Source organism: Staphylococcus sp. GDY8P196P, assembly GCF_017891705.1.
Classification (GTDB): Bacteria; Bacillota; Bacilli; order Staphylococcales; family Staphylococcaceae; genus Staphylococcus; species Staphylococcus ureilyticus.
The window spans coordinates 458,160-478,193 of record NZ_JAESJS010000003.1 but is presented as its reverse complement, the minus strand read 5'-3'; the positions used below and the strand labels follow the sequence as shown (position 1 = coordinate 478,193).

Here is a 20,034-nt window from a genome sequence, read left to right as displayed (position 1 = left end):
AGGTAATACTTTGTCATTTATACTTTATACTGTTTCAGAAGTGCTTAAGGGTGTACCAAATACAATTATTATTTCAATTGTAGCAATGATCGTAGGTTTAATTATCGGCACACTATTTGCTTTTATTCAAACAAAAAAAATTCCAATTATCTCTCAATTTATAGTGATATATAATTCTTTTTTTAGAAGCACACCACTTATTGTCCAATTATTTATTATGTATTATGGCATACCAAAATTAGTGATTTGGAGTAATGCACAATTTACATTGACAATTAATCCTGATATTTTCTCACCATTAGTTATTGCATTTATTGTGTTTTCCTTACATGCTGTTGCATATTTGTCAGAATCTATTAAAGGGGGATTACTTTCAGTCGATACCGATCAAATTGAAGCTGCTCAAACTGTAGGACTTTCAACAATTAGAACTTACAAAGAAATTATATTACCGCAAGCATTCAGCTATGCGCTTCCCAATATTGAAAATCAATTTATAATGCTTATCAAAGGAACTTCTCTAGCATTCGCAGTACAAGTTACTGAGATTATGGCAGTTAGTCATGTTATTGCAAATGAAGGCTATCGTTTTATAACTGTATATAGTGTAGCAGCAATATTTTATTGGTTACTTGCCATAGTACTAGAATTGTTATTTTCTAAAGTTGAAAACCGTTCAGCACAATATATGACTTCAAAAACCACAGCATAAATCACAATAGAACAAAATCATTTTCATATAGACACTTATTTAAATTTTCTGTTTTATCGATTTCCAATACTCCATGTGCTTATCTATAATTTTAACCTTGACACATGTATACAAAACGACTTATTTTTTACAGTTAATATAATAGTTAGTCGTATGTACTGAACATTTATGATGCGTTTTCTTTTCAATCTCACAGTGACAAAAAATCAGCACTCAATATAAAATATGAGTATCAAAAAGGCCCGTAACTACATTATTTCAAAATGTAGTTACGGGCCTTGATATTGATATGGACGTTCCAGTCTTTTTAAGTTTTCATTTATTCCTATAACATTGTCTTTAATAGCTACATTGCTAAACTTTCGGCATACTGTCTTTTTCTTTTATAATAATTCTTAACCTTTTTAGGCATTCTACCATTTTGTAATTCATCTTTAGTTATAATAGGATAATTTTTGAACACAATAGATCCTAAGTAACCACAAACAGCACTTCCTATTGCACATAATAATGCAACGATAATCACAGTCAATGCATTATTAAAGCCAAACATCACCATTAAGCCTGCAATTGGCGTTGCAGTGCCTGTTGCTTCATTAACGAGCCCAAACATAGCAATAATAACGCCCGATACAGCGCCACCTACAAAATTTGTAGCATAAACAGGAATTGGATTGGCAGTAACGATATCTGCTTGTGATAACGGCTCAATAGCCACAGAAATCGTTGTTTTACGATCACCGAACTTCATTCGTTTAAACAAAACAAAATTCATAAACGATGATCCAAAAACTGCCAATGCACCAATTGCCATTGGTGTTTCTGTAAGTCCTAATAACGCAGTCAATGCCATTGAGCTTAAAGGTGCAGTTGCTACAACTGTTATAATCCCCCCTAGCACTATCCCCATTAGTACTGGGCTTGAAGTTGTCGAATCTTTAATGATATTACCTATTTGCAATAATGTCGCATCTACAACAGGTGCTACACCAATTGCAATAATTCGTGTGATAGGTGCAATGATAATAATTGAACCTATTAAATCCAAACCATCGGGAAATTTTTGTTCTATCCATTTCATACCAAAACTGGCTATGTAACCTGCGACAAAACCTGGTAGTAAATCCATGTTACCGCATGCAACGGCAATAACAAATGCATATACAGGAGAAACGCCCATTGCTAAAGCAACTAAACCAGCAGCAGCAACCCCGCCTAAGCCACCTGCCGCTTCACCTAACTGGCCTAAAAATGGAATTCCCATTAAATCTCCACCTACATATTTATGAAAGGCTTCGACTAAAAAAGAAGCAATTGCAGCATTTGCTAGCGCTCCCATTGCTTTTCCACCATTTGGTGCCTTACTTGTAAAAAGTGTAAACAAACATAAAACAATACCTAAAAATATAACCCCTAAAAGTAAATTCATAAAAACACCCTTCTAATATTTGTATGCGCTTTCATTTAACAAATATTAGTATATCACATTTAATGTTTTACTCAAATAATATTTTGGTTCAATATATAATTAATAAAATAAAATTACACTTTTCAGAATATTCGTTTTTTTATATATGTAACACGACTCATTTTCAAAAGTGAGTTACTTTAGGTAGTCTTGTAATGTTTTTATCATATGTTCAATTTTCTGACGTTGTGTTTCATTTATATATACAACAACTGTACGTTCGTCAATATCACTTCTCTTTTTACTCAAATAACCCATTTTAATTAATTTTTGCAATGCTTTCGTTAAGTAGTACGGTTTTAACTCTGAATATTGCGCAATTTCTTTTGCGGTAACCTCATAAGATTGACACTCATGTATATAATTCAAAATAAATATTTCTTCATAATTTAATTTGTGATATTTCTTAGTTTCTTTGAAAAACTGTTTCCCTTTTTGATACAAAGTTATTAATTCGTTTAGTTCACTTAATTCTTTTAATTTTTCCATAAAACCACTCCTTATGTTTTTTCATGTTGTTAATATATTTCAATGTGTGCCTGTCTTTATGTAATATAATTTTATCCTATTTATGCTATTGAATTCAATATGGCTTACTATGAAAAATATTAGGTTTTACTACTATTTTTTTAATATCACTTTTTATTATTAAAATTTAGTGCTACATATATCCTTTTTGTTACTAAAAATTCACTAATAGCTTATATAAATTTTTAAAATTATTAGCATTTGCTTTTAATTTAATAAATTGAAGATCACTAAAACCAACTAAAAATACTTCGGCATATCTAATAATAAGCATTGTTATATACGTCAACCAAACAACTATATTAACCAAACAAACTGCCTAATGTCATGGAGCTATGTTGTAGCACTCTCTCATTATAAACACATAAATATCAAATTATCATTTTCAAAGTGTAATGTCGTTTTTAAAACGAAATGTTTCAATTATCACTATTTACAAGTAATTTTCTCATAAAAAATCTGTATAAAAAAACAACTTGAGACATTTATTAAAGTCCCAAGTTGTGTTAATTTTCATTTCTTGTTTTTCTTTATTTAAAAAGAAACACTTTATCATATTGATATCTAGACGATACCTTAATGAATAATTATTTCTTTTTACAATCTAACGTATCTAATAAGCTAAGCGCTGCTAATCCTGTTAAATCAAGTGCATGTTTTGCACCTGCTTTACCATGTCCAGCTTCAAAGTGTTTATACGCTGCTACACCTAGCACAGTAATCGTCATTAACGAAGCAATACGTGATAATCTTTTACTTGCAAAGCTTAGCACGAAAAATACTGCACTTAATGATTCTAAAGCACCAGCTAAAGGTACTGCATTTGCAGGTAAATTAAATACTTCAGTGAAAGTATCTTTCATAGATTTGTCACCTTTTAATTTAGGTTTCGCTGCACCATATAATTCTTTTGCTAATTTTAAATTTGTTAAATAACGTAATATCATTTTTACTCTCCTTCTATTTGTTTTCAAAATATTTATCTACAATAGGTTTTACCCGCTCACCCAATAATTTAATGGTGTTTATTGTATGCTCATGTGGCATTGAACCTACAGGTGTATGCAACATAAAGCGAGATAAACCTAGTGTTTCAACAGTTTCAATAATTTTATTAGCCACAGTTTCCGGACTTCCAACATATAATGCACCATTCGGGCCTGCTTCACGAATGAAACTATTTTCATCATATAGTGGCCAGCCACGTTCCTTAGCTAATACATCATGGCTTGCTTTTACTGAAGGGAAAAATTCACGAAAAGCTTGTTCATCCGTTTCAGCAATATACCCCCAAGAATGCGTAGCAATCGGTAATTCTTTCACATCATGACCATAGGATTCGGCTATCGATTTATACATATCAATATTTCTGCGGAATCTTTTGGGGTCACCGCCAATTATAGCATAAGTGATGGGTAATCCTAATGCTCCTGCTTTCAATGAAGATTCAGGTGTTCCACCTGTAGCTATAGAAATAGGTAAAATACCATGCTCAACTCTAGGATAGACACCTAAATTTTGTATATTGGGTCTCAGTTGACCGGTCCAATTTACAATTTCATTTTGATTAATTTGCATTAATAATTCAATCTTTTCATTAAATAATTGTTCATAATCATTTAAGTTATACCCAAATAGTGGAAATGATTCTATAAATGAACCTCTTCCTACCATTATTTCGGCACGACCATTTGAAATTGCATTTAATGTTGAGAACCTTTCATAAACTCTTACAGGATCATCTGAGGATAGCACAGTTACAGCACTACTCAATTTAATTTGCTTTGTATTTCTAGACGCTGCAGCTAAGACTGTAACAGGATCAGAAACGGCATAATCAGGTCGATGATGCTCTCCTAACCCATAAACATCAAGACCATAGTCATCTGCAATTTCAATCTCTTCTATGATATTTCTTATTCTCTGAGCATTGCTAATTGCAGATGTTTCACCTTTATCGGTGAAAATTTCACTATTATCAGCAAATGATGTTAAGCCAATCTCAATTTTCATTAATTCACCTCGCTTACCAAGTATATTTTTTATACTCATTATCTTAAAACCTTTCAAATAAACTGTCAATAGCATTGCTCATGAACATTACAGCGGTATTTGTATAAATTACTCTCAATTCTTTCAAAAAATAAATAATCTCTAACTTTAGAAAATAATATATTATTTAAATAACTAAATTTTAGCATTTGTTAGCATTTGTAATTTTCTGTTATTTTACAGATTTGTAATAAATTAGAGTGCAAGATTACACATGAAATCATTAAAATGTGATAACAATGGGCGCTGAGAACTATATAAAACTAATGTTATTTGTTACATCTAACGATTAATTATTAAAGTTAAATTACAAAATGATAACATTGCACACAAACCGACCATTATCTGATAAAGTATTGCTTGTCGTTAAAAAACAACGAAAAAAAATATTTTAAACTATTGTCATTTAGAGACTGAGATAATAAATTAAATGCTTTATAATTATTAGGAGGATATTTTACAATGAAAAAAATCGCTACAGCTACAATCGCTACTGCAGGAATCGCTACTTTCGCATTTGCACAAAACGAAGCAGATGCTGCTGAAAATAATAATGGTTATAACCCTAATGACCCAACTTCTTATAGCTATTCATATACAATAGATCAACAAGGTAATTACCACTACACTTGGCAAGGTAATTGGAATCCAAGCCAAGCAGACCAAGCTCATTCAAATAACAATGGCTATGCAAGTAATGGTCAAAGCAGTAATTATGGTTCTACATATGGTAACGCTACTCAATCATATACAGCTAATAATAATACAACTGGTGGCGGTGGAGCTGCTTCAAATTCAACTTCAGACCGTAACATCAAAGTAACTACAACAAGCGCGCCATCAAGTTCATCAAGTTCTATTTCTAGCACTTCAGGTTCTTCTAACAACCTATATACTTCTGGCCAATGTACTTATTATGTATTTGATAAAGTCGGTGGTAAAATCGGTTCAACTTGGGGTAACGCTAACAACTGGGCAAGCGCTGCAGCTGCTTCAGGTTACACAGTAAACAATTCACCTTCACAAGGTTCAATCTTACAATCTTCAACTGGTGCTATGGGACACGTAGCATATGTTGAAAGTGTAAACAGCGACGGTTCAATCCGTGTATCTGAAATGAACTATGGTCAAGGTCCTGGTGTTGTTACTTCACGTACAATTTCAGCTAGCCAAGCTTCAAGCTATAACTACATTCACTAAATGTTAGCACATAAAAATAGCTAGACATAATCAAGCAGCAATTTCTATTGAAACGATATAGAAATTGCTGCTTTTTTATTTCACTTTTAGATTTTAACTGGATAATATCACTTACAATTATTCTAGATATATTTAATTAGTATTGTTTTTTCTAATACATACCAATATTAGCGATTTGGCAAAGTGATACGGACTTAGAAGTTATATGAAATTTATATAGTGTGTATAATTACTAAGTTGGAAACCTGTATTTTATCACAATCCAGCTACATCAACGATCATCAACACATACGCTTTAAAATATAAAAAAACATACTAAGATTAGTTTTGAAGCAATCTTAGTATGTTTCATATCATCTTAGATGACTGGAACTTAGGTCACCATTTGGTACTTTTATCAATTCTAGTCATCTTTTATGTACACTTTTAAAGTGATAAATCTTCAATGATGCATCAGCTTATATCTAAAATTAGCAATATAATACTCACTTGTATCATTGTAAAAATAACATGACACTACCATCATAGATTAATTTAATTTAGAGAATTAAAACCATTTAAATTATGATTTATGCAAGTATAACTATACATATATCATTTGTGTATTGTTAACATAAATCGGCTTTATACTGTACCATCGCTACAATATACAATATAAAACCGACTATAAATAGATAATAGAAGGATATTTAAAATCTTTACCTATATTGAAATATTGATGTATTCCTATAACATAAAGTAATATCGCTACAATAATTACTAAACTCAATACGGAACCACCTCATCCATAGTTTTGTTTAGCCGAATTAGCTATCTCATAAACATATTATTAATAATTCCACTTAAATCTATCTAAAAAAGTAGTAATATAAACAAGTTTGCAACTTGAATACATTACTACTTTTTTCTTAATTTATTATCACAATGTTACTATATTACTTTTATCCTTCGCTAACTTTAGCTTTCTTGATGCCAATACCACTAAATCCATAAAATATTGCAAAAAAGACACATAAATAACAAGGCACTGCCCAAATAAAGAATTGATCGACAGAAACGCCTAATTGTTGGGTATAATAAATACCAGATGTTCCCCAAGGTATCAATGGTATAATCATTGTACCTGAATCTTCCAATGTTCTAGATAGATTTGAACGATCCAAGCCCATTTTATTATACATATCCATCATTAATACACCGACCATGATTATCACTACAGAAGCAACGCCTGCAGCTAACACCATCATTAATCCACCTACAACTGTAGCAAGAATTAAAGTCCCTACAGAATTAATATTACTAGATATTTTCTTCAAGATTACATCTAAACATCCTGCTTTTTCCACAATACCAGCAAAAGCATAGCCACAAAAGATCGTGACTACAATTTCTGTCATACTCATCATACCGCCCTGTTCTATTAAATTAATCGCTTTTTCGGATAATGAGCCATGTAAATTTGGTACCATACTTTTATTAAAACCATCAAATGTTGCTTTAAAGCCATCTGTCACTTTAAAACCATTATTAAATGCACCGATAACAATCGCACTGACACTAGAGATTAACATCGATGGCACTGTTGAAATTTTAAACAACAAGCATACAATAATAATGATTAACGGTAACCATACGAAAAAGTTAATGTTATAAATCGTTGATAGTTCCTTAAGCATCGCATTAACTTGTGAAGTATTCGCATTACCTTTAAATTGTAAACCGGCAAAATACCACACAATTAATCCGATGATAGACGCTGGAACCGTTGTCCATATCATCGCTCTTATATGCGAGAAGATATTCACCTTAGTAACTAGTGCTGCTAAATTAGTCGTGTCTGATAGTGGTGACATCTTATCACCAAAAACTGCACCTGCAATAATCGCACCTGCTGCCATACCAGCTGGAATATTTAATTGTGCACTTATCGCCATCAGCGCTATGCCTGCTGTAGATGCTGACCCCCACGCAGTACCAGTAGCAACTGATGTAATTGCACAAATAATAAATGCGGATACTAAAAACAGATTAGGATTTAAAAATTCTAAGCCATAATAAATCAGTGCAGGCACTGTTCCCGAATACATCCAAGTACCCACAATAATACCTACAGATAATATAATATATATCGCTGGCATAGCAGTCGCTAAACGATTAGTAATCCCTTCTTCTAAATCTTTCCATTTTAAACCTACGCGTCTCGCAATAATTGCAGCATAAGCTGAAGAAAGAATAAGTAATGCTTGAATTGGAATATCAAACACAACAAAACCAGTTATTACAATAATAATCATCACTATGATTGTTGAAATAGATTCTAAAAAAGTTGGTTGTCTTTTCATACACATTTCCCCTTATTTATATGAATGAATATTATAATTAGTACAATCCTAACTTATCTTTTCCTAACTCATCTATCGTTAATCCTTCTTCAAAGAAGTCACGTTCTAAAATTGTTGATGCAATAATGATAATCGCATCAATGTTAGGTGTTGGCACATCAATTTCTCTTCCTAAACTTGACCAAAGCACTAAACCATATGCAATATCTTCTGTTAAATAACGATTTTTTACATGATTAGGTCCTTTAATTTGAGAAAATACAGGACTCGTATTAAACAAACGATTGAGTGGTTCATCTTCATCTTGTCTTTCTAGATAACCACGTTCAATTCGAGCTTCTTTTGCAGAAGATAACTCAAATCCTAATTTTCGCCCTAGTGTTAGTCTCTCTAACTCTACTGCATGTAATAAACGCACAGTATGTTTTGTGATTCCCTCTTCATACAACGCAAATTCATCAGCATAATCTATTCTTCCTACATTTAATAATGTTGGTCCTGGATGAACTTCAGGATTACCATTTTCTAAATTTGTTTTCCATAAACTTTCTTCTTTTACAATATGAGGATATAACTGCTCAATTGTATCAAAGCTATCACTTAACTCTTCTTTATCATATGTTGAAAAATGTACTTTTCTAACATTTAAAGATAAATCGACACGTGCTGCTTCAAAATCGACACGCGTACCATAAGTTAATGTATTTACTTCTGCAAACTTTGGCATTACATCAATATGCATATCTTCTAACACATTCATAAAACGTATTGATCCCATTGCAGCAGCAATATTAAAGAAAATTAACTGATTCGCTTTGATAAATGGCGCCATTGTGTGCGCATAATGTTCAATAAATGATGATGGTATCACAACTTGTATAACATCAGCACCTTCAAGCACGTATTCCATATCATCACTTATGTCAGTAAATTTTACGAAGGTTTCTTCACCTTCATTATTAAATGTAAATCCACCTTGTTCAATGGCTTTGTCAAATTTATCTATAGACTGATTTCTACAATATAACTTGACTTCATGTCCTTTATTAACCATATCAAGTGCTGCAGTAACAGCACCATTACCTGACCCTACAATAGCTATCTTCATAAACACCCTTCTTTCTTTAAACATTGAATTTTTTTTCGTATTAAACATTACTCTCATGTATAACCTATTAAGAAAAATGATAAACACTGGTATACAACCTATCTAATTTTCTCAATTTAAAGGTACTTAAGTGCATTTCTATATTTTAACAATATCGCCACTTTGTAAACAGGCTTTTTATAAAATTTTTCAAATAATGTACAACTCATTTTGGGTTTTGTTATAGTAATAGTAAATTAAAAGGAGGAATAATAATGACTGAAGATTACGCAAATCGTGAAGTATTAAATCAAGAACCTAATAGTGATGCAAGATTGATGGCTACATTAATTTATGTGCTTAGTTTTTTCACTACATTTTTAGCGCCACTAGTCATTTGGCTTATTAAACGTGAAGATTCTGCATTTGTTGATAGAGCTGGTAAAAACTATTTTAATTTTCTAATTTCATATGTTATCTGGCTAACCGTTTCAACTATTTTGATGTTTATTCTCATAGGCTTTATTTTATTTCCTATTTTCGCAATTTTAAATTTTATTTTTACAATAGTAGCAGCCGTAAAAGCATATAATGGCGAAGATTATTTACCTCCGTTATCTATTAGATTTTTCAAATAATTTATATCAAAATTTTGTGATTCTTTACACCTTCTGTAATATACAAATTTAGTATATGTGTTGATAATCGTGTTAAACCTTATACTTGTGCAATTTATACTATATTACAACAATATTTGCTTTTGTAACCTCACGTGTTGTTTATTACAACAATATGTGAGGTCTTTTTAATTGTTTTACAAATACGTAACATTCCACACAAAGTGATAATCTTCTGTTATTGTATAAATTGTCGTTGAAACTAACGCAGTAATTATAAAAATAAATTTTATTAAAATAATAGATGAATTAAATTTTGGGAGGACTTTTTTATTATGAAAAAAATAGTAACAGCAACAACATTAACAGCAGGTATCGGCGCAGCAATTGTAGGTTTAGATCACGGAAATGAAGCAAACGCAGCTGAACAATCTACTCAAGCTAACCAAAACACTACTCAAGCTACATCAGGATCAAGTGCAAACTTGTACACTGCTGGACAATGTACATGGTATGTATTTGATAAAACAGGTGGTCAAATCGGCTCTACATGGGGAAATGCAAATAATTGGGCATCTGCAGCATCTTCAGCAGGATATACAGTTAATAATTCTCCAGAAGCAGGTTCTATCTTACAATCTAGTGAAGGTAGCATGGGCCATGTAGCATATGTTGAAAATGTAAACAGTGATGGTTCGGTTAATGTTTCTGAAATGAACTATAATGGTGGACCATTCTCAGTAAGTGAACGTACAATTTCAGCTGGTGAAGCTAGTTCATATAACTATATTCACTTAAACTAATATTGTCATTAAGTCATCACGATTGGGAGTCATACAAAACATAAGGTCTTATACTTATTTCATGATTTTATGCGTATGATAAATACAGTTATTTATATTAAAAATGTCAATAACAATCTGTTTTTAATAACAAGTAGTAACTTATATAAGCGTCTGGGACATAAATCCCCATTCTTAAAATAAGAGGACCAATCCTTAATATGGATTGGTCCTCTTTATATTTAAAATTTTAAGATTTTGACTGTGCGTAGTTGACTAGGGGATTGTGCGAGCCTGTCGTCTCTCACTCATACGGATTCCCACGGGCGTTAGTACATAACAAAATCGATACAACTTATATTTTGTCATTCAAAAAATAAGATTTATACGTATCATTTAATAGCCACTATTAAATTAACGAGCGATATATGTATAAGATTATAACTTGACTCTACAAACACTACCAATGGAAACTTCAGTTCATTTTCTCACAAATGATATGCCACGACATATTAATGAATGAAACCGATAAAACAATCCCTGAAAATGTATTCGATGCATTTAAACATCTTGTGGTGCAATATAATACTAACAAGAGATTAAAAATCACTATATATATGTACACATAATATCATTCTCTAGTCGTAAAATAGAAAAATTGCTTAATGATCGTAGCTGAATGATGTGACTCTCACAAAATCAACCGCCTTTTTATAAACCAATAAATCATTTTAGAGTAAATCCTAAAACAATTGTCCTATTATAATCATTATTTCTTTATATTAATGGTATTTAATAAAAGAAAAGTAACGACTCAATGAGCTAATTATAACTAAAACCATATTTAAAAAGGCAATTTCTATATGATTTCAATAAAAATTGACTTTTCACTTGTCAAAGTACTGTATATACCAGACCCTTTTATATTGAATTAACGCTTACATATTGCAGGCTAATTAAAAGTTTGAGAAAATAGTAGCGTTTCATGTAAAAAGGAGGTTAAAGCAAATGCAGTGGTTTAAAGTTATCTTGGCAGGGATTATAGAAATATTATGGGTTACTGGGTTAAACTCTGCTGACTCATTTTTGAGTTGGACCGGTACGATTATTATCTTAATTTTGAGTTTCTATTTAGTCATTTCAGCTTGTAAGTCATTACCTGTTGGTACTGTTTATGCTGTATTTGTAGGTATTGGTGCTATTGGAACAGTACTGGTTGATATGATAATTTTCGGTGATCATTTTAACATTATGAAAATAGCATTAGTTATCTTACTTGTTATAGGAATTATCGGTCTTAAATTAACTACAGAGGAGGCTGAACAATAATGGCATGGATGATACTATTTATGGCAGGTTTATTAGAAGTTGTTGGTGTCATTATTCTAAATGAAATTGCTCGTACTAAAAAGAAACTGTTCGTAGTGCTTTTAGCAGTTGCCTTTATTTGTAGTTTTAGCACACTTAAACTAGCAATGACAATGGGCATACCTATGGGAACGGCTTACGCAGTATGGAGCGGTATAGGTACAGGTGGAGGCACGCTAGCTGGCATGCTTATCTATAATGAATCTAAAAATATCAAGCGTATTTTCTTTATTGTTGTCATTGTTTTAGCAATTGTTGGTTTGAAAATCGTTGGTTAACGTAACTTTTAAATTTAGTACAGTATCTACTAAAATAAAATGCTTATATAACGCTACAATGATAATCACAAGTGATATTTACTTTGTTTGAATTGAGAGCAATGTAAAAGTTTGTTTACTTATATGAAATTTACTATACTTTAAGTAAAGGAAGTGATTATATATGGTAAAAGTATTTATTGCAGGCCCAATACCAGAAGTAGGGTATAACTTGCTAAAAGAACAAGGTTATGAAGTTGATATGTATGAAGGTAAAGGAATTATTGATAAAGAAACATTGATTCAAGGTGTTAAAGATGCCGACGCTTTAATCAGTCTTCTATCTACTAATGTTGATAAAGATGTGATTGATGCAGGCTCAAACTTAAAAATCATCACAAACTATGGTGCTGGTTTCAATAATGTAGACATTAAACATGCACGTCAAAAGCAAATTGATGTAACCAATACACCAAAAGCATCAACAAACTCTACTGCCGAATTAACTTTCGCACTTGTATTGGCAGTTGCAAGACGCATCCCTGAAGGCGATAAATTATGTCGTACAACTGGATTTGACGGATGGGCACCATTATTCTTCCGTGGTAGAGAAGTTTCTGGTAAAACAATAGGTATTATTGGTTTAGGAGAAATTGGAAGTGCAGTGGCAAAACGTGCCAAAGCATTTGATATGAATGTACTATACACAGGTCCTCATCAAAAAGTTGATAAAGAACGTGAAATTGGTGCTAAATATGTTGATTTTGACACACTCATACAGCACTCAGATTTCATTACAATTAATGCTGCATATAATCCAGATTTACACCATCTCTTTGACACAGAACAATTCAAGTCAATGAAACCAACAAGTTATCTTATTAATGCAGCTCGAGGCCCTATCGTAAATGAAGCCTCTCTAGTAGAAGCATTAAAAAATAAAGACATCGAAGGTGCAGCATTAGATGTGTTTGAATTTGAACCTGAAATTAATGATGAACTGAAATCATTAGAGAATGTTGTCATTACGCCACACATTGGTAATGCTACGTTTGAATCACGTGATATGATGTCAAAAATTGTAGCAAATGACACAATAAGTAAACTTAATGGTGATGAACCTAAATTTGTCGTTAATTAATCATTGATAATTTAACAAAATAACAATGCAGCGACATCACTCATTTTTAACTCATGTTTAAACATCAATTTTTATTAAATCAAATATAAATTGCCCTATATCAATGGGATTAAAATAAAAACACTTTCGTAGAATTCATTTAAAATGAACAGTACGAAAGTGTTTTTTCTATTAGCAAAGTTGATGATTCAATAAAAATTTAAAATATTTTTATGTTAGCGGATCGTTCTAGCTGACATAATTGAATCACTGAAAATAACAAACTAGATTATTACCTTAGAAAAGTTATCTAATAATAGTACATTTTGATATTAAAAAGCGTGTAAATATAATTTTTCCGAATTACATTTACACGTTTTGTGATGTTGAGGCTTTGGCCAATGTTTATGTTTTACTTTGCTTTCGACTTATAAATGAATTTTGTCTGATTTGAAAGTAATCGATCAGGTAAAATTTTAGCAATTTTATTTCTCGCTTTCACGACGAATTTATTTGTTCTTTGAGCAGTTTTTCCTATTTTTCTAGAACGTTTCACTATTTTTTTTGTATGTTTTACACGCAATTTATTATAGCGTTCTAAGGCTAAATCAAAATCATATGATTGCATACAATTCGCTAAAACAATAGCATCTTCCATCGCTTGGCCAGCACCTTGCCCCATGTTTGGCGTCATTGCATGTGCAGCATCACCTAGAAGTACAACACGTTGATAAACAAACGATTTCAATGGGTTTAAATCATACATATCATGTAATAATATATCTGTTTCACTTTGCTTATCTAATATTTGTCTGACTTCATTAGGAAAATGATTAAATCTTGCCTGTAAATGTGGCTTCGCAAAAGCATGAACCTTAGAATCATGGGCTTTGGCAGAAATTGAAATAAACCAATAAGCTTGGTTATTTAATAATGGTACAATGCCTACTCTACCTTTTGTAGACCAAAACTCTTTAGCAACATTGTTATCTTTTAAATCAATATCATCAACTAAGCCTCTGAATACTGCGTATCCTTGATAAATTGGCTTACTATTTGGCACTATTGCTTGCCTTATGTTTGAATGGATACCATCAGCGCTGATACATAAATCAAATGATTGTGAAGTTTGCTCGGAAAATTGTAAGGTTACTTTCAAATCCCCATTTTCAATTCCTGTCACATTATGATTGGTGAAAATTGCGCTATCCGGTACATAAGATTTAATCACTTCTAATAAACTTTGACGTGACATCGTTAAATTAACTGTATTTTTTTTCAACTTAAGTTTTGATAATAGTTTGTCTTTATCATCTCGAACTTCCATCATATCGATGACTTGTCCAATGTTTTTAAGTCCTTTTGCCAAATCATAACCATTCAATTTCTCAATGACATTACCACCAATGCCAATACCAGCACCTAATTCAGATACTGTATCCTCTTTTTCAAATACACTTACATCATGACCTTGCTCTATTAATAAAGCTGCTGCAGTTAAACCACCTATACCTGCACCAACGATGGCTATTTTCATCTTTATTCACTCCAACTTTCCCTAATCTTTTAATATTATATTCACATTTGTATCATAACATAACAAAACTTAAATAAAGCTTGTAAAAATTGCGATTGCAATACTCTATAATCCAACTACAAGTAATAATCTTTGTTAATGTCATCTTTTTTAATGCCTAAATTTTTATAAAAATGTTTCATAAACCAAGCGATATTATCATCCCAATCCACATCGCTTGCATATTGATGTTCACCTGGTGTCTTAGGATTCCATCTCATTTGATAAAGTGAGATTTGTTTATTATCAAAGTAATTTTTTCTTACAAATTTGGCCCCACCCATAATTGCTTTTTCAGGTGATGTCCACGATTGTTTCTTTGCAAAACTACTACCAGTATGTACAGCATTTTCATCAAATGCACCTATACCAAAAAAATTATAATACCTTTCACTTTTATCTTTAATGCCTTTAGCTAATTCCGATTTACCATTACCTGTTTCAACTAAGGCATGACTCACTAAATATAAAACATTAACCTCATACTTATCTTGTGCTTCTAGAAAAGTTTTACCTTTCCCTTTTAATACACCTTTATTTTTTAAAATTTTATTTATTTCAGCTTCAGACATAGATACCTTTTCAGAAATATCCATATGGTTTAAATCATCTTGATCACTATTAACCTCCATTGCTTTTTTCACATCTGTAGTAGTAGCTTTAATGAATTTACCTTCCTGTTCTTTCATATTTAATGCGTCTGAACTTACTTGCTTATCTACCGCTTCATTAAAGGTATGTGTTCTTTGTTTTTCAAATAAAGATGTTTCATTTATTATTAATAAAATAGCAAATATAACAATAATTAATATTAATAATATCAACGGTATACGTTGCTTAACACGCTCGTTCATATTTTAAAATCTCCCTGCATTGCATTTTATTGAGTCAATGTGAAATAGGCAAAAATAATCGCAATAAGTACAATTATAAAGGAAACATTAATTGCAATACGCATGCCTTTTCGATTTCTAAACAATGTGTTGAAAATCACTAAGCTAATTGCCAATGAAACAACAAACATTGTAATCGCCATCGCAATATTTAAAGTGATTAAAAATATAATACCAATGACTAAAAATACATTTGAAATAATAGCCATGATTTTAATTAATTTCGGATTGATAAGACTCCACTCCTTGTAATCATATTCTAAGTAAATCATTCTGTTTATTGAAATTGTATCATATTTACTTAATTTTCAATATGTCATTTATCATAGCAAAAAAGCCCTCATGTGAATAAAAATTCACAATAAGGGCTTTTTTCATCAATATATACACTTCATTTTATGATCTAGACATGCCTCTGAGCATATTTAACATATAAGTTAAACTACGATTCATTTCGTCATCTCTCAGTACACTCATTAAGCCAGTGATAGATGTTTTTTGGTTTGGACTAGCTTGATTTGCAACACTTAATCCTTTATTTACTTTATTTAACATAATGCTCAAGTCATTGACATTCAAATCACCTAAAAGGAAAACAAGTGATGCCATATTTGTAATCAATCCTGTGTATTGTTCTTTGTTTAATTCAACTGCGAATTTATTAGCGATAACACCTCGACTATTGACCATACCTGATACTGCATCTAGTATCTTAGCATCGTCCAACGTGCTAATAATGTTAATAGCTTTCATGATACTATCTTTATTTGCTGCAATTGCATCTGTTACTTCTGCTAAACTTTCTTGTTTGATTTGTTCTTCAGACTTTTGCATGCGCTTAATTTTCGTTATTCTCTCAGCCATTATTTATTCACCTGACTTCCTGGGAAAGTGTAATCATCACGTTTCCATTTGTCTTCAACACGTACGCTATATTGTGGTTGTCTTTGTTTATCTACTCGGAAGTTTGTAGGGTTTAATGGTGATTTTCCTCTACGTGTTTTAACTTCCATACGACAACTTGTACGCTTATAAGAAGGTGTGTCTGTATCTTTATCCACATCACTGTTCGTCAATAAGTTAATCGCACCTTGATCACCATTTATCATTGCATTGTTATTAAGTGGAATATAAATTTCTTTGCCTTTTACTCTATCAGTGACATGTGCAATTAGTTCAGCTTCACCACTATCTGAAATCAACTTAACTTCTGCCCCTTCATGAATATCTCTTTCTTGTGCTAGTTCTGGAGATACTTCTACGAATGGTTGAGGGACTTTATATGCAAGACCTGGTACTTTATAAGTCATGTTTCCTTCATGGAAATGCTCTAATAAACGACCGTTATTTACATGTAAATCATATTTTTCATTCACTTTAAAGAAATTATCGAAAGTTAAAGGATAGAAATTCGCTTTACCATCTTCAAAGTTAAATCCATCTAAATACAATGTTGGTTGATCCGTGCCATCTTCAGCCACAGGCCATTGTAAACTATTATAACCATCTAATCTGTCATAGTTCACGCCCGAATAAGATGGTGTCAGTTTAGCAATTTCGTCCATAATTTGACTTGGGTGCGTGTAATTCCAATCATAACCTAGTGTTCTAGCTACATCTTGAATAATGACCCAATCTGGTTTAGATTCGCCTTTAGGTTCAAGGGCTTGATATAAACGTTGGATACGGCGTTCAGTATTCGTAAATGTACCTGTTTTCTCTAGTGAAGGACATGCTGGTAAAACTACATCTGCATATGAAGCAGTGAAAGTGAAAAACTCATCTTGTACGACTAAAAAACCAACTTTTTCTAGTGCAGCTTGTACATAGTTGATATTTGAATCAACAATACCTGTATCTTCACCATATAAATACAATGCGTCAATTTCACCTGCGTGAATACCTTCCATCATTTGGTGATTATCTTTACCAGGAACACTCGGTAATGTTTCACCATATTCTCTTTCAAATTTTGCACGAATTTCATCGTCTGCTACTTTTTGGTAACCAGGGAATTGATCAGGCATGCTACCCATGTCACTACATCCTTGTACGTTGTTGTGACCACGAAGCGGATATGCACCAGTACCTGGTTTTCTATAATTGCCTGTTGCTAATAATAAGTTGGAAATTGCTGTAGACGTGTCACTACCAATATCTTGTTGTGTGACACCCATAGCCCACGCAATTGACACTGTTTCAGCATTAACCATTTGATGTGCAAAATCTATGAGTGCTTCTTTTGAAATACCTGTTGTATCTTCGGCAAATTCCATCGTAAATGGTGCTAAAGACTTATGATATTCATCGAAGCCATTTACCCATTCATCTACAAATGCTTTATCATGCAAGTCATTATCTATAATATATTTTGTCACCGCTGATAACCAAACTAAGTCAGTACCAGGTTTAGGTTGATAGAAGTTGTCAGCTCTTTCTGCCATTTCATGTTTACGAATATCAAAAACATTTAATGTGTTGTTATATAATTTATGTCCACGCTTAATGCGAGAAGCAATGACTGGATGTGCTTCAGCAGTATTTGTGCCTATTAAAACAACCATATCAGCAATTTCAAGATCGTTGATTGAACCCGAATCACCACCATGACCTACAGTTCTAAATAATCCCTTTGTCGCAGGTGCTTGACAGTAACGAGAACAGTTATCGACATTATTCGTACCAATTACTTGTCTCGCAAGCTTTTGCATTAAATATGATTCTTCATTAGTTGCTTTTGAAGAAGAAATAAATGCTAGACCATCAGATCCGTGAGAAGCTTTTACTTTGTTAAAGTTTTCAGAAATTACTTGTAATGCTTCATCCCACTCTACTTCTTCGAATTGATTATTTTTACGTACTAATGGTTTAGTTAATCTTTCCTCTGAATCAATGTAATCCCAACCAAACTTACCTTTCACACAAGTTGCAATTTTGTTGGCTGGAGATTCGTGTTGAGGTTGAACTTTCAATACTTCTCTTCCTTTTGTCCATACGTCAAAGGAACAACCAACACCGCAATATGTACATACAGTCTTAGTTTTTTCGATGCGTTCTTCACGCATCGCCGCTTCAGAATCAGATACTGCAAATAGTGGGCCATAGCCTGGTTCTGCTTTTTTAGTTAAGTCAATCATCGCAGCAAGTGAACCTGGCTCTAAATCTGTCATATAGCCTGCGTTTCCTTCCATGTTTACTTCTAACATAGCGTTACAAGGACATACAGTTGCACATTGACCACAACCAACACATGATGAATCGTTAATTGTTGTATCATTATCCCAAATCACGCGTGGTTGTTGACGTTCCCAATCAATCGTTAAAGTTTCATTGACTTGGACGTCTTGACACACTTCCACACATCTTCCACAAAGAATACATTGGTCTGGGTCGTAACGATAGAAAGGCCCATAGTCTTTTTCATATGGTTTTTCCTTATATTCATATGTTTGATGTTCGAGACCCCACTGATCCATTGTATTATGAATCTCACAATCACCATTGTTATAATCACATACTGTACAATAAAGCATGTGTTTTTCTAAAATACGATCTAATGCTTCTTTTTGACTTGTTTGTACATTATCATTTTGTGTATTTACAATCATTGGTCTATCTATCGTCGTACTACAAGCACGTTGCATCACACCGTCTATTTCTACTGTACACGTATCACAAGTTTCAATTGGACCAAGCGATTCGTTATAACATATAGAAGGTACAAACGTATCTTGTGATTTAATAAATTGTAGTAAATTTGTGCCGGGTTCCACAAGATAATCTTTGCCATCTAATGTAAGAATTAAATGTTCTTGCATATTATTCACCCCTATTAATTTTATAAAGCCCGTGTTTATGAATCAAAGATGTCTGACAACATTCCATCTTAAAAGCCCCACACTTTTTGGTAATGTTATTTATATTGTATATGTAAATCAATGAAATGTTAAGGCTTTCCACTAATTTTTAACTGTTTAATATAAGTTTTAATTTATAGTGTTAAATATTCTCTCTGAAAATTATTATTTTAGT

The 20,034-nt window shown here is 32.2% G+C and carries 18 protein-coding genes; 7 read left to right on the top strand and 11 right to left on the bottom strand.

The window, feature by feature from the left end; all coding sequences use genetic code 11:
* Positions 1–10 precede the first annotated feature (10 nt).
* Entirely contained in the window at positions 11–712 is a 702-nt protein-coding gene (locus KA814_RS02235) for an amino acid ABC transporter permease (RefSeq protein ID WP_064209365.1), read from the top strand.
* Positions 713–1,058: 346 nt separating this feature from the next.
* On the opposite strand, the gene KA814_RS02230 is transcribed toward KA814_RS02235, so the two are convergent.
* From KA814_RS02230 to KA814_RS02215, 4 genes are all read right to left on the bottom strand, one after another.
* The gene (locus KA814_RS02230; RefSeq protein WP_210122654.1) at positions 1,059–2,141 is read right to left on the bottom strand and encodes a PTS sugar transporter subunit IIC; all 1,083 of its coding nucleotides are present in this window, start codon (positions 2,139–2,141) and stop codon (positions 1,059–1,061) included.
* Between the two features lie 174 nt (positions 2,142–2,315).
* Positions 2,316–2,669, bottom strand: a complete 354-nt coding sequence (locus tag KA814_RS02225; RefSeq protein ID WP_046208467.1) for a transcriptional regulator, SarA/Rot family — start codon at positions 2,667–2,669, stop codon at positions 2,316–2,318.
* Positions 2,670–3,295: 626 nt separating this feature from the next.
* On the bottom strand, positions 3,296–3,655 hold the full coding sequence (locus KA814_RS02220; RefSeq protein WP_046208468.1) for a DoxX family protein: 360 nt from the start codon (positions 3,653–3,655) through the stop codon (positions 3,296–3,298).
* 13 nt (positions 3,656–3,668) lie between these two features.
* Positions 3,669–4,721: an LLM class flavin-dependent oxidoreductase gene (locus KA814_RS02215; protein ID WP_064209408.1), complete on the bottom strand. Its 1,053-nt coding sequence runs from the start codon at positions 4,719–4,721 to the stop codon at positions 3,669–3,671.
* A 501-nt stretch (positions 4,722–5,222) separates the two neighbouring features.
* Here KA814_RS02215 and KA814_RS02210 point away from each other — a divergent pair.
* On the top strand, positions 5,223–5,960 hold the full coding sequence (locus KA814_RS02210) for a CHAP domain-containing protein (RefSeq protein WP_046208469.1): 738 nt from the start codon (positions 5,223–5,225) through the stop codon (positions 5,958–5,960).
* Positions 5,961–6,901: 941 nt separating this feature from the next.
* On the opposite strand, the gene nhaC is transcribed toward KA814_RS02210, so the two are convergent.
* A complete protein-coding gene (gene nhaC, locus KA814_RS02205) occupies positions 6,902–8,302 on the bottom strand; it encodes a Na+/H+ antiporter NhaC (protein WP_064209364.1) in 1,401 nt (466 codons plus the stop codon).
* 37 nt (positions 8,303–8,339) lie between these two features.
* The gene (locus tag KA814_RS02200) at positions 8,340–9,410 is read right to left on the bottom strand and encodes an NAD/NADP-dependent octopine/nopaline dehydrogenase family protein (protein ID WP_064209363.1); all 1,071 of its coding nucleotides are present in this window, start codon (positions 9,408–9,410) and stop codon (positions 8,340–8,342) included.
* A gap of 254 nt (positions 9,411–9,664) precedes the next feature.
* Here KA814_RS02200 and KA814_RS02195 point away from each other — a divergent pair, with 254 nt between their 5' ends.
* The 5 genes from KA814_RS02195 to KA814_RS02175 all read left to right on the top strand — a co-directional run bounded on the left by KA814_RS02195 (position 9,665) and on the right by KA814_RS02175 (position 13,554).
* On the top strand, positions 9,665–10,027 hold the full coding sequence (locus KA814_RS02195) for a DUF4870 domain-containing protein (protein ID WP_046208472.1): 363 nt from the start codon (positions 9,665–9,667) through the stop codon (positions 10,025–10,027).
* A gap of 314 nt (positions 10,028–10,341) precedes the next feature.
* Entirely contained in the window at positions 10,342–10,809 is a 468-nt protein-coding gene (locus KA814_RS02190; RefSeq protein ID WP_046208473.1) for a CHAP domain-containing protein, read from the top strand.
* 987 nt (positions 10,810–11,796) lie between these two features.
* Complete coding sequence (locus KA814_RS02185; RefSeq protein ID WP_046208474.1) at positions 11,797–12,117, top strand: DMT family transporter; 321 nt, start codon at positions 11,797–11,799, stop codon at positions 12,115–12,117.
* Entirely contained in the window at positions 12,117–12,434 is a 318-nt protein-coding gene (locus KA814_RS02180; RefSeq protein WP_046208475.1) for a DMT family transporter, read from the top strand. The genes KA814_RS02185 and KA814_RS02180 overlap by 1 nt, the downstream gene beginning before the upstream one ends.
* A 163-nt stretch (positions 12,435–12,597) precedes the next feature.
* Complete coding sequence (locus KA814_RS02175; protein WP_046208476.1) at positions 12,598–13,554, top strand: 2-hydroxyacid dehydrogenase family protein; 957 nt, start codon at positions 12,598–12,600, stop codon at positions 13,552–13,554.
* A gap of 391 nt (positions 13,555–13,945) precedes the next feature.
* Here the strand turns inward: KA814_RS02175 and KA814_RS02170 are convergent, their stop codons facing one another.
* The 5 genes from KA814_RS02170 to fdhF all read right to left on the bottom strand — a co-directional run bounded on the left by KA814_RS02170 (position 13,946) and on the right by fdhF (position 19,820).
* Positions 13,946–15,070 (bottom strand): FAD-dependent monooxygenase, encoded by a 1,125-nt coding sequence (locus KA814_RS02170; RefSeq protein WP_107521715.1) that lies wholly within the window; start codon positions 15,068–15,070, stop codon positions 13,946–13,948.
* A gap of 116 nt (positions 15,071–15,186) precedes the next feature.
* Complete coding sequence (locus KA814_RS02165; RefSeq protein ID WP_210122653.1) at positions 15,187–15,963, bottom strand: N-acetylglucosaminidase; 777 nt, start codon at positions 15,961–15,963, stop codon at positions 15,187–15,189.
* 26 nt (positions 15,964–15,989) lie between these two features.
* Positions 15,990–16,274, bottom strand: coding sequence for a hypothetical protein (locus KA814_RS02160; protein ID WP_071560236.1), 285 nt, complete (start codon positions 16,272–16,274; stop codon positions 15,990–15,992).
* A gap of 124 nt (positions 16,275–16,398) precedes the next feature.
* Positions 16,399–16,866: a helical membrane plugin domain-containing protein gene (locus KA814_RS02155; RefSeq protein ID WP_019468329.1), complete on the bottom strand. Its 468-nt coding sequence runs from the start codon at positions 16,864–16,866 to the stop codon at positions 16,399–16,401.
* Complete coding sequence (gene fdhF / locus KA814_RS02150; RefSeq protein WP_064209360.1) at positions 16,866–19,820, bottom strand: formate dehydrogenase subunit alpha; 2,955 nt, start codon at positions 19,818–19,820, stop codon at positions 16,866–16,868. The genes KA814_RS02155 and fdhF overlap by 1 nt, the downstream gene beginning before the upstream one ends.
* Positions 19,821–20,034: the final 214 nt, after the last annotated feature.

Bases quoted from the DNA above. Each gene is read 5' to 3' on its own strand.
- KA814_RS02230 (WP_210122654.1), bottom strand. From the start codon at position 2,141: ATGAATTTACTTTTAGGGGTTATATTTTTAGGTATTGTTTTATGTTTG.
- KA814_RS02225 (WP_046208467.1), bottom strand. From the start codon at position 2,669: ATGGAAAAATTAAAAGAATTAAGTGAACTAAACGAATTAATAACTTTG.
- KA814_RS02220 (WP_046208468.1), bottom strand. From the start codon at position 3,655: ATGATATTACGTTATTTAACAAATTTAAAATTAGCAAAAGAATTATAT.
- KA814_RS02215 (WP_064209408.1), bottom strand. From the start codon at position 4,721: ATGAAAATTGAGATTGGCTTAACATCATTTGCTGATAATAGTGAAATT.
- KA814_RS02210 (WP_046208469.1), top strand. From the start codon at position 5,223: ATGAAAAAAATCGCTACAGCTACAATCGCTACTGCAGGAATCGCTACT.
- nhaC (WP_064209364.1), bottom strand. From the start codon at position 8,302: ATGAAAAGACAACCAACTTTTTTAGAATCTATTTCAACAATCATAGTG.
- KA814_RS02200 (WP_064209363.1), bottom strand. From the start codon at position 9,410: ATGAAGATAGCTATTGTAGGGTCAGGTAATGGTGCTGTTACTGCAGCA.
- KA814_RS02195 (WP_046208472.1), top strand. From the start codon at position 9,665: ATGACTGAAGATTACGCAAATCGTGAAGTATTAAATCAAGAACCTAAT.
- KA814_RS02190 (WP_046208473.1), top strand. From the start codon at position 10,342: ATGAAAAAAATAGTAACAGCAACAACATTAACAGCAGGTATCGGCGCA.
- KA814_RS02185 (WP_046208474.1), top strand. From the start codon at position 11,797: ATGCAGTGGTTTAAAGTTATCTTGGCAGGGATTATAGAAATATTATGG.
- KA814_RS02180 (WP_046208475.1), top strand. From the start codon at position 12,117: ATGGCATGGATGATACTATTTATGGCAGGTTTATTAGAAGTTGTTGGT.
- KA814_RS02175 (WP_046208476.1), top strand. From the start codon at position 12,598: ATGGTAAAAGTATTTATTGCAGGCCCAATACCAGAAGTAGGGTATAAC.
- KA814_RS02170 (WP_107521715.1), bottom strand. From the start codon at position 15,070: ATGAAAATAGCCATCGTTGGTGCAGGTATAGGTGGTTTAACTGCAGCA.
- KA814_RS02165 (WP_210122653.1), bottom strand. From the start codon at position 15,963: ATGAACGAGCGTGTTAAGCAACGTATACCGTTGATATTATTAATATTA.
- KA814_RS02160 (WP_071560236.1), bottom strand. From the start codon at position 16,274: ATGATTTACTTAGAATATGATTACAAGGAGTGGAGTCTTATCAATCCG.
- KA814_RS02155 (WP_019468329.1), bottom strand. From the start codon at position 16,866: ATGGCTGAGAGAATAACGAAAATTAAGCGCATGCAAAAGTCTGAAGAA.
- fdhF (WP_064209360.1), bottom strand. From the start codon at position 19,820: ATGCAAGAACATTTAATTCTTACATTAGATGGCAAAGATTATCTTGTG.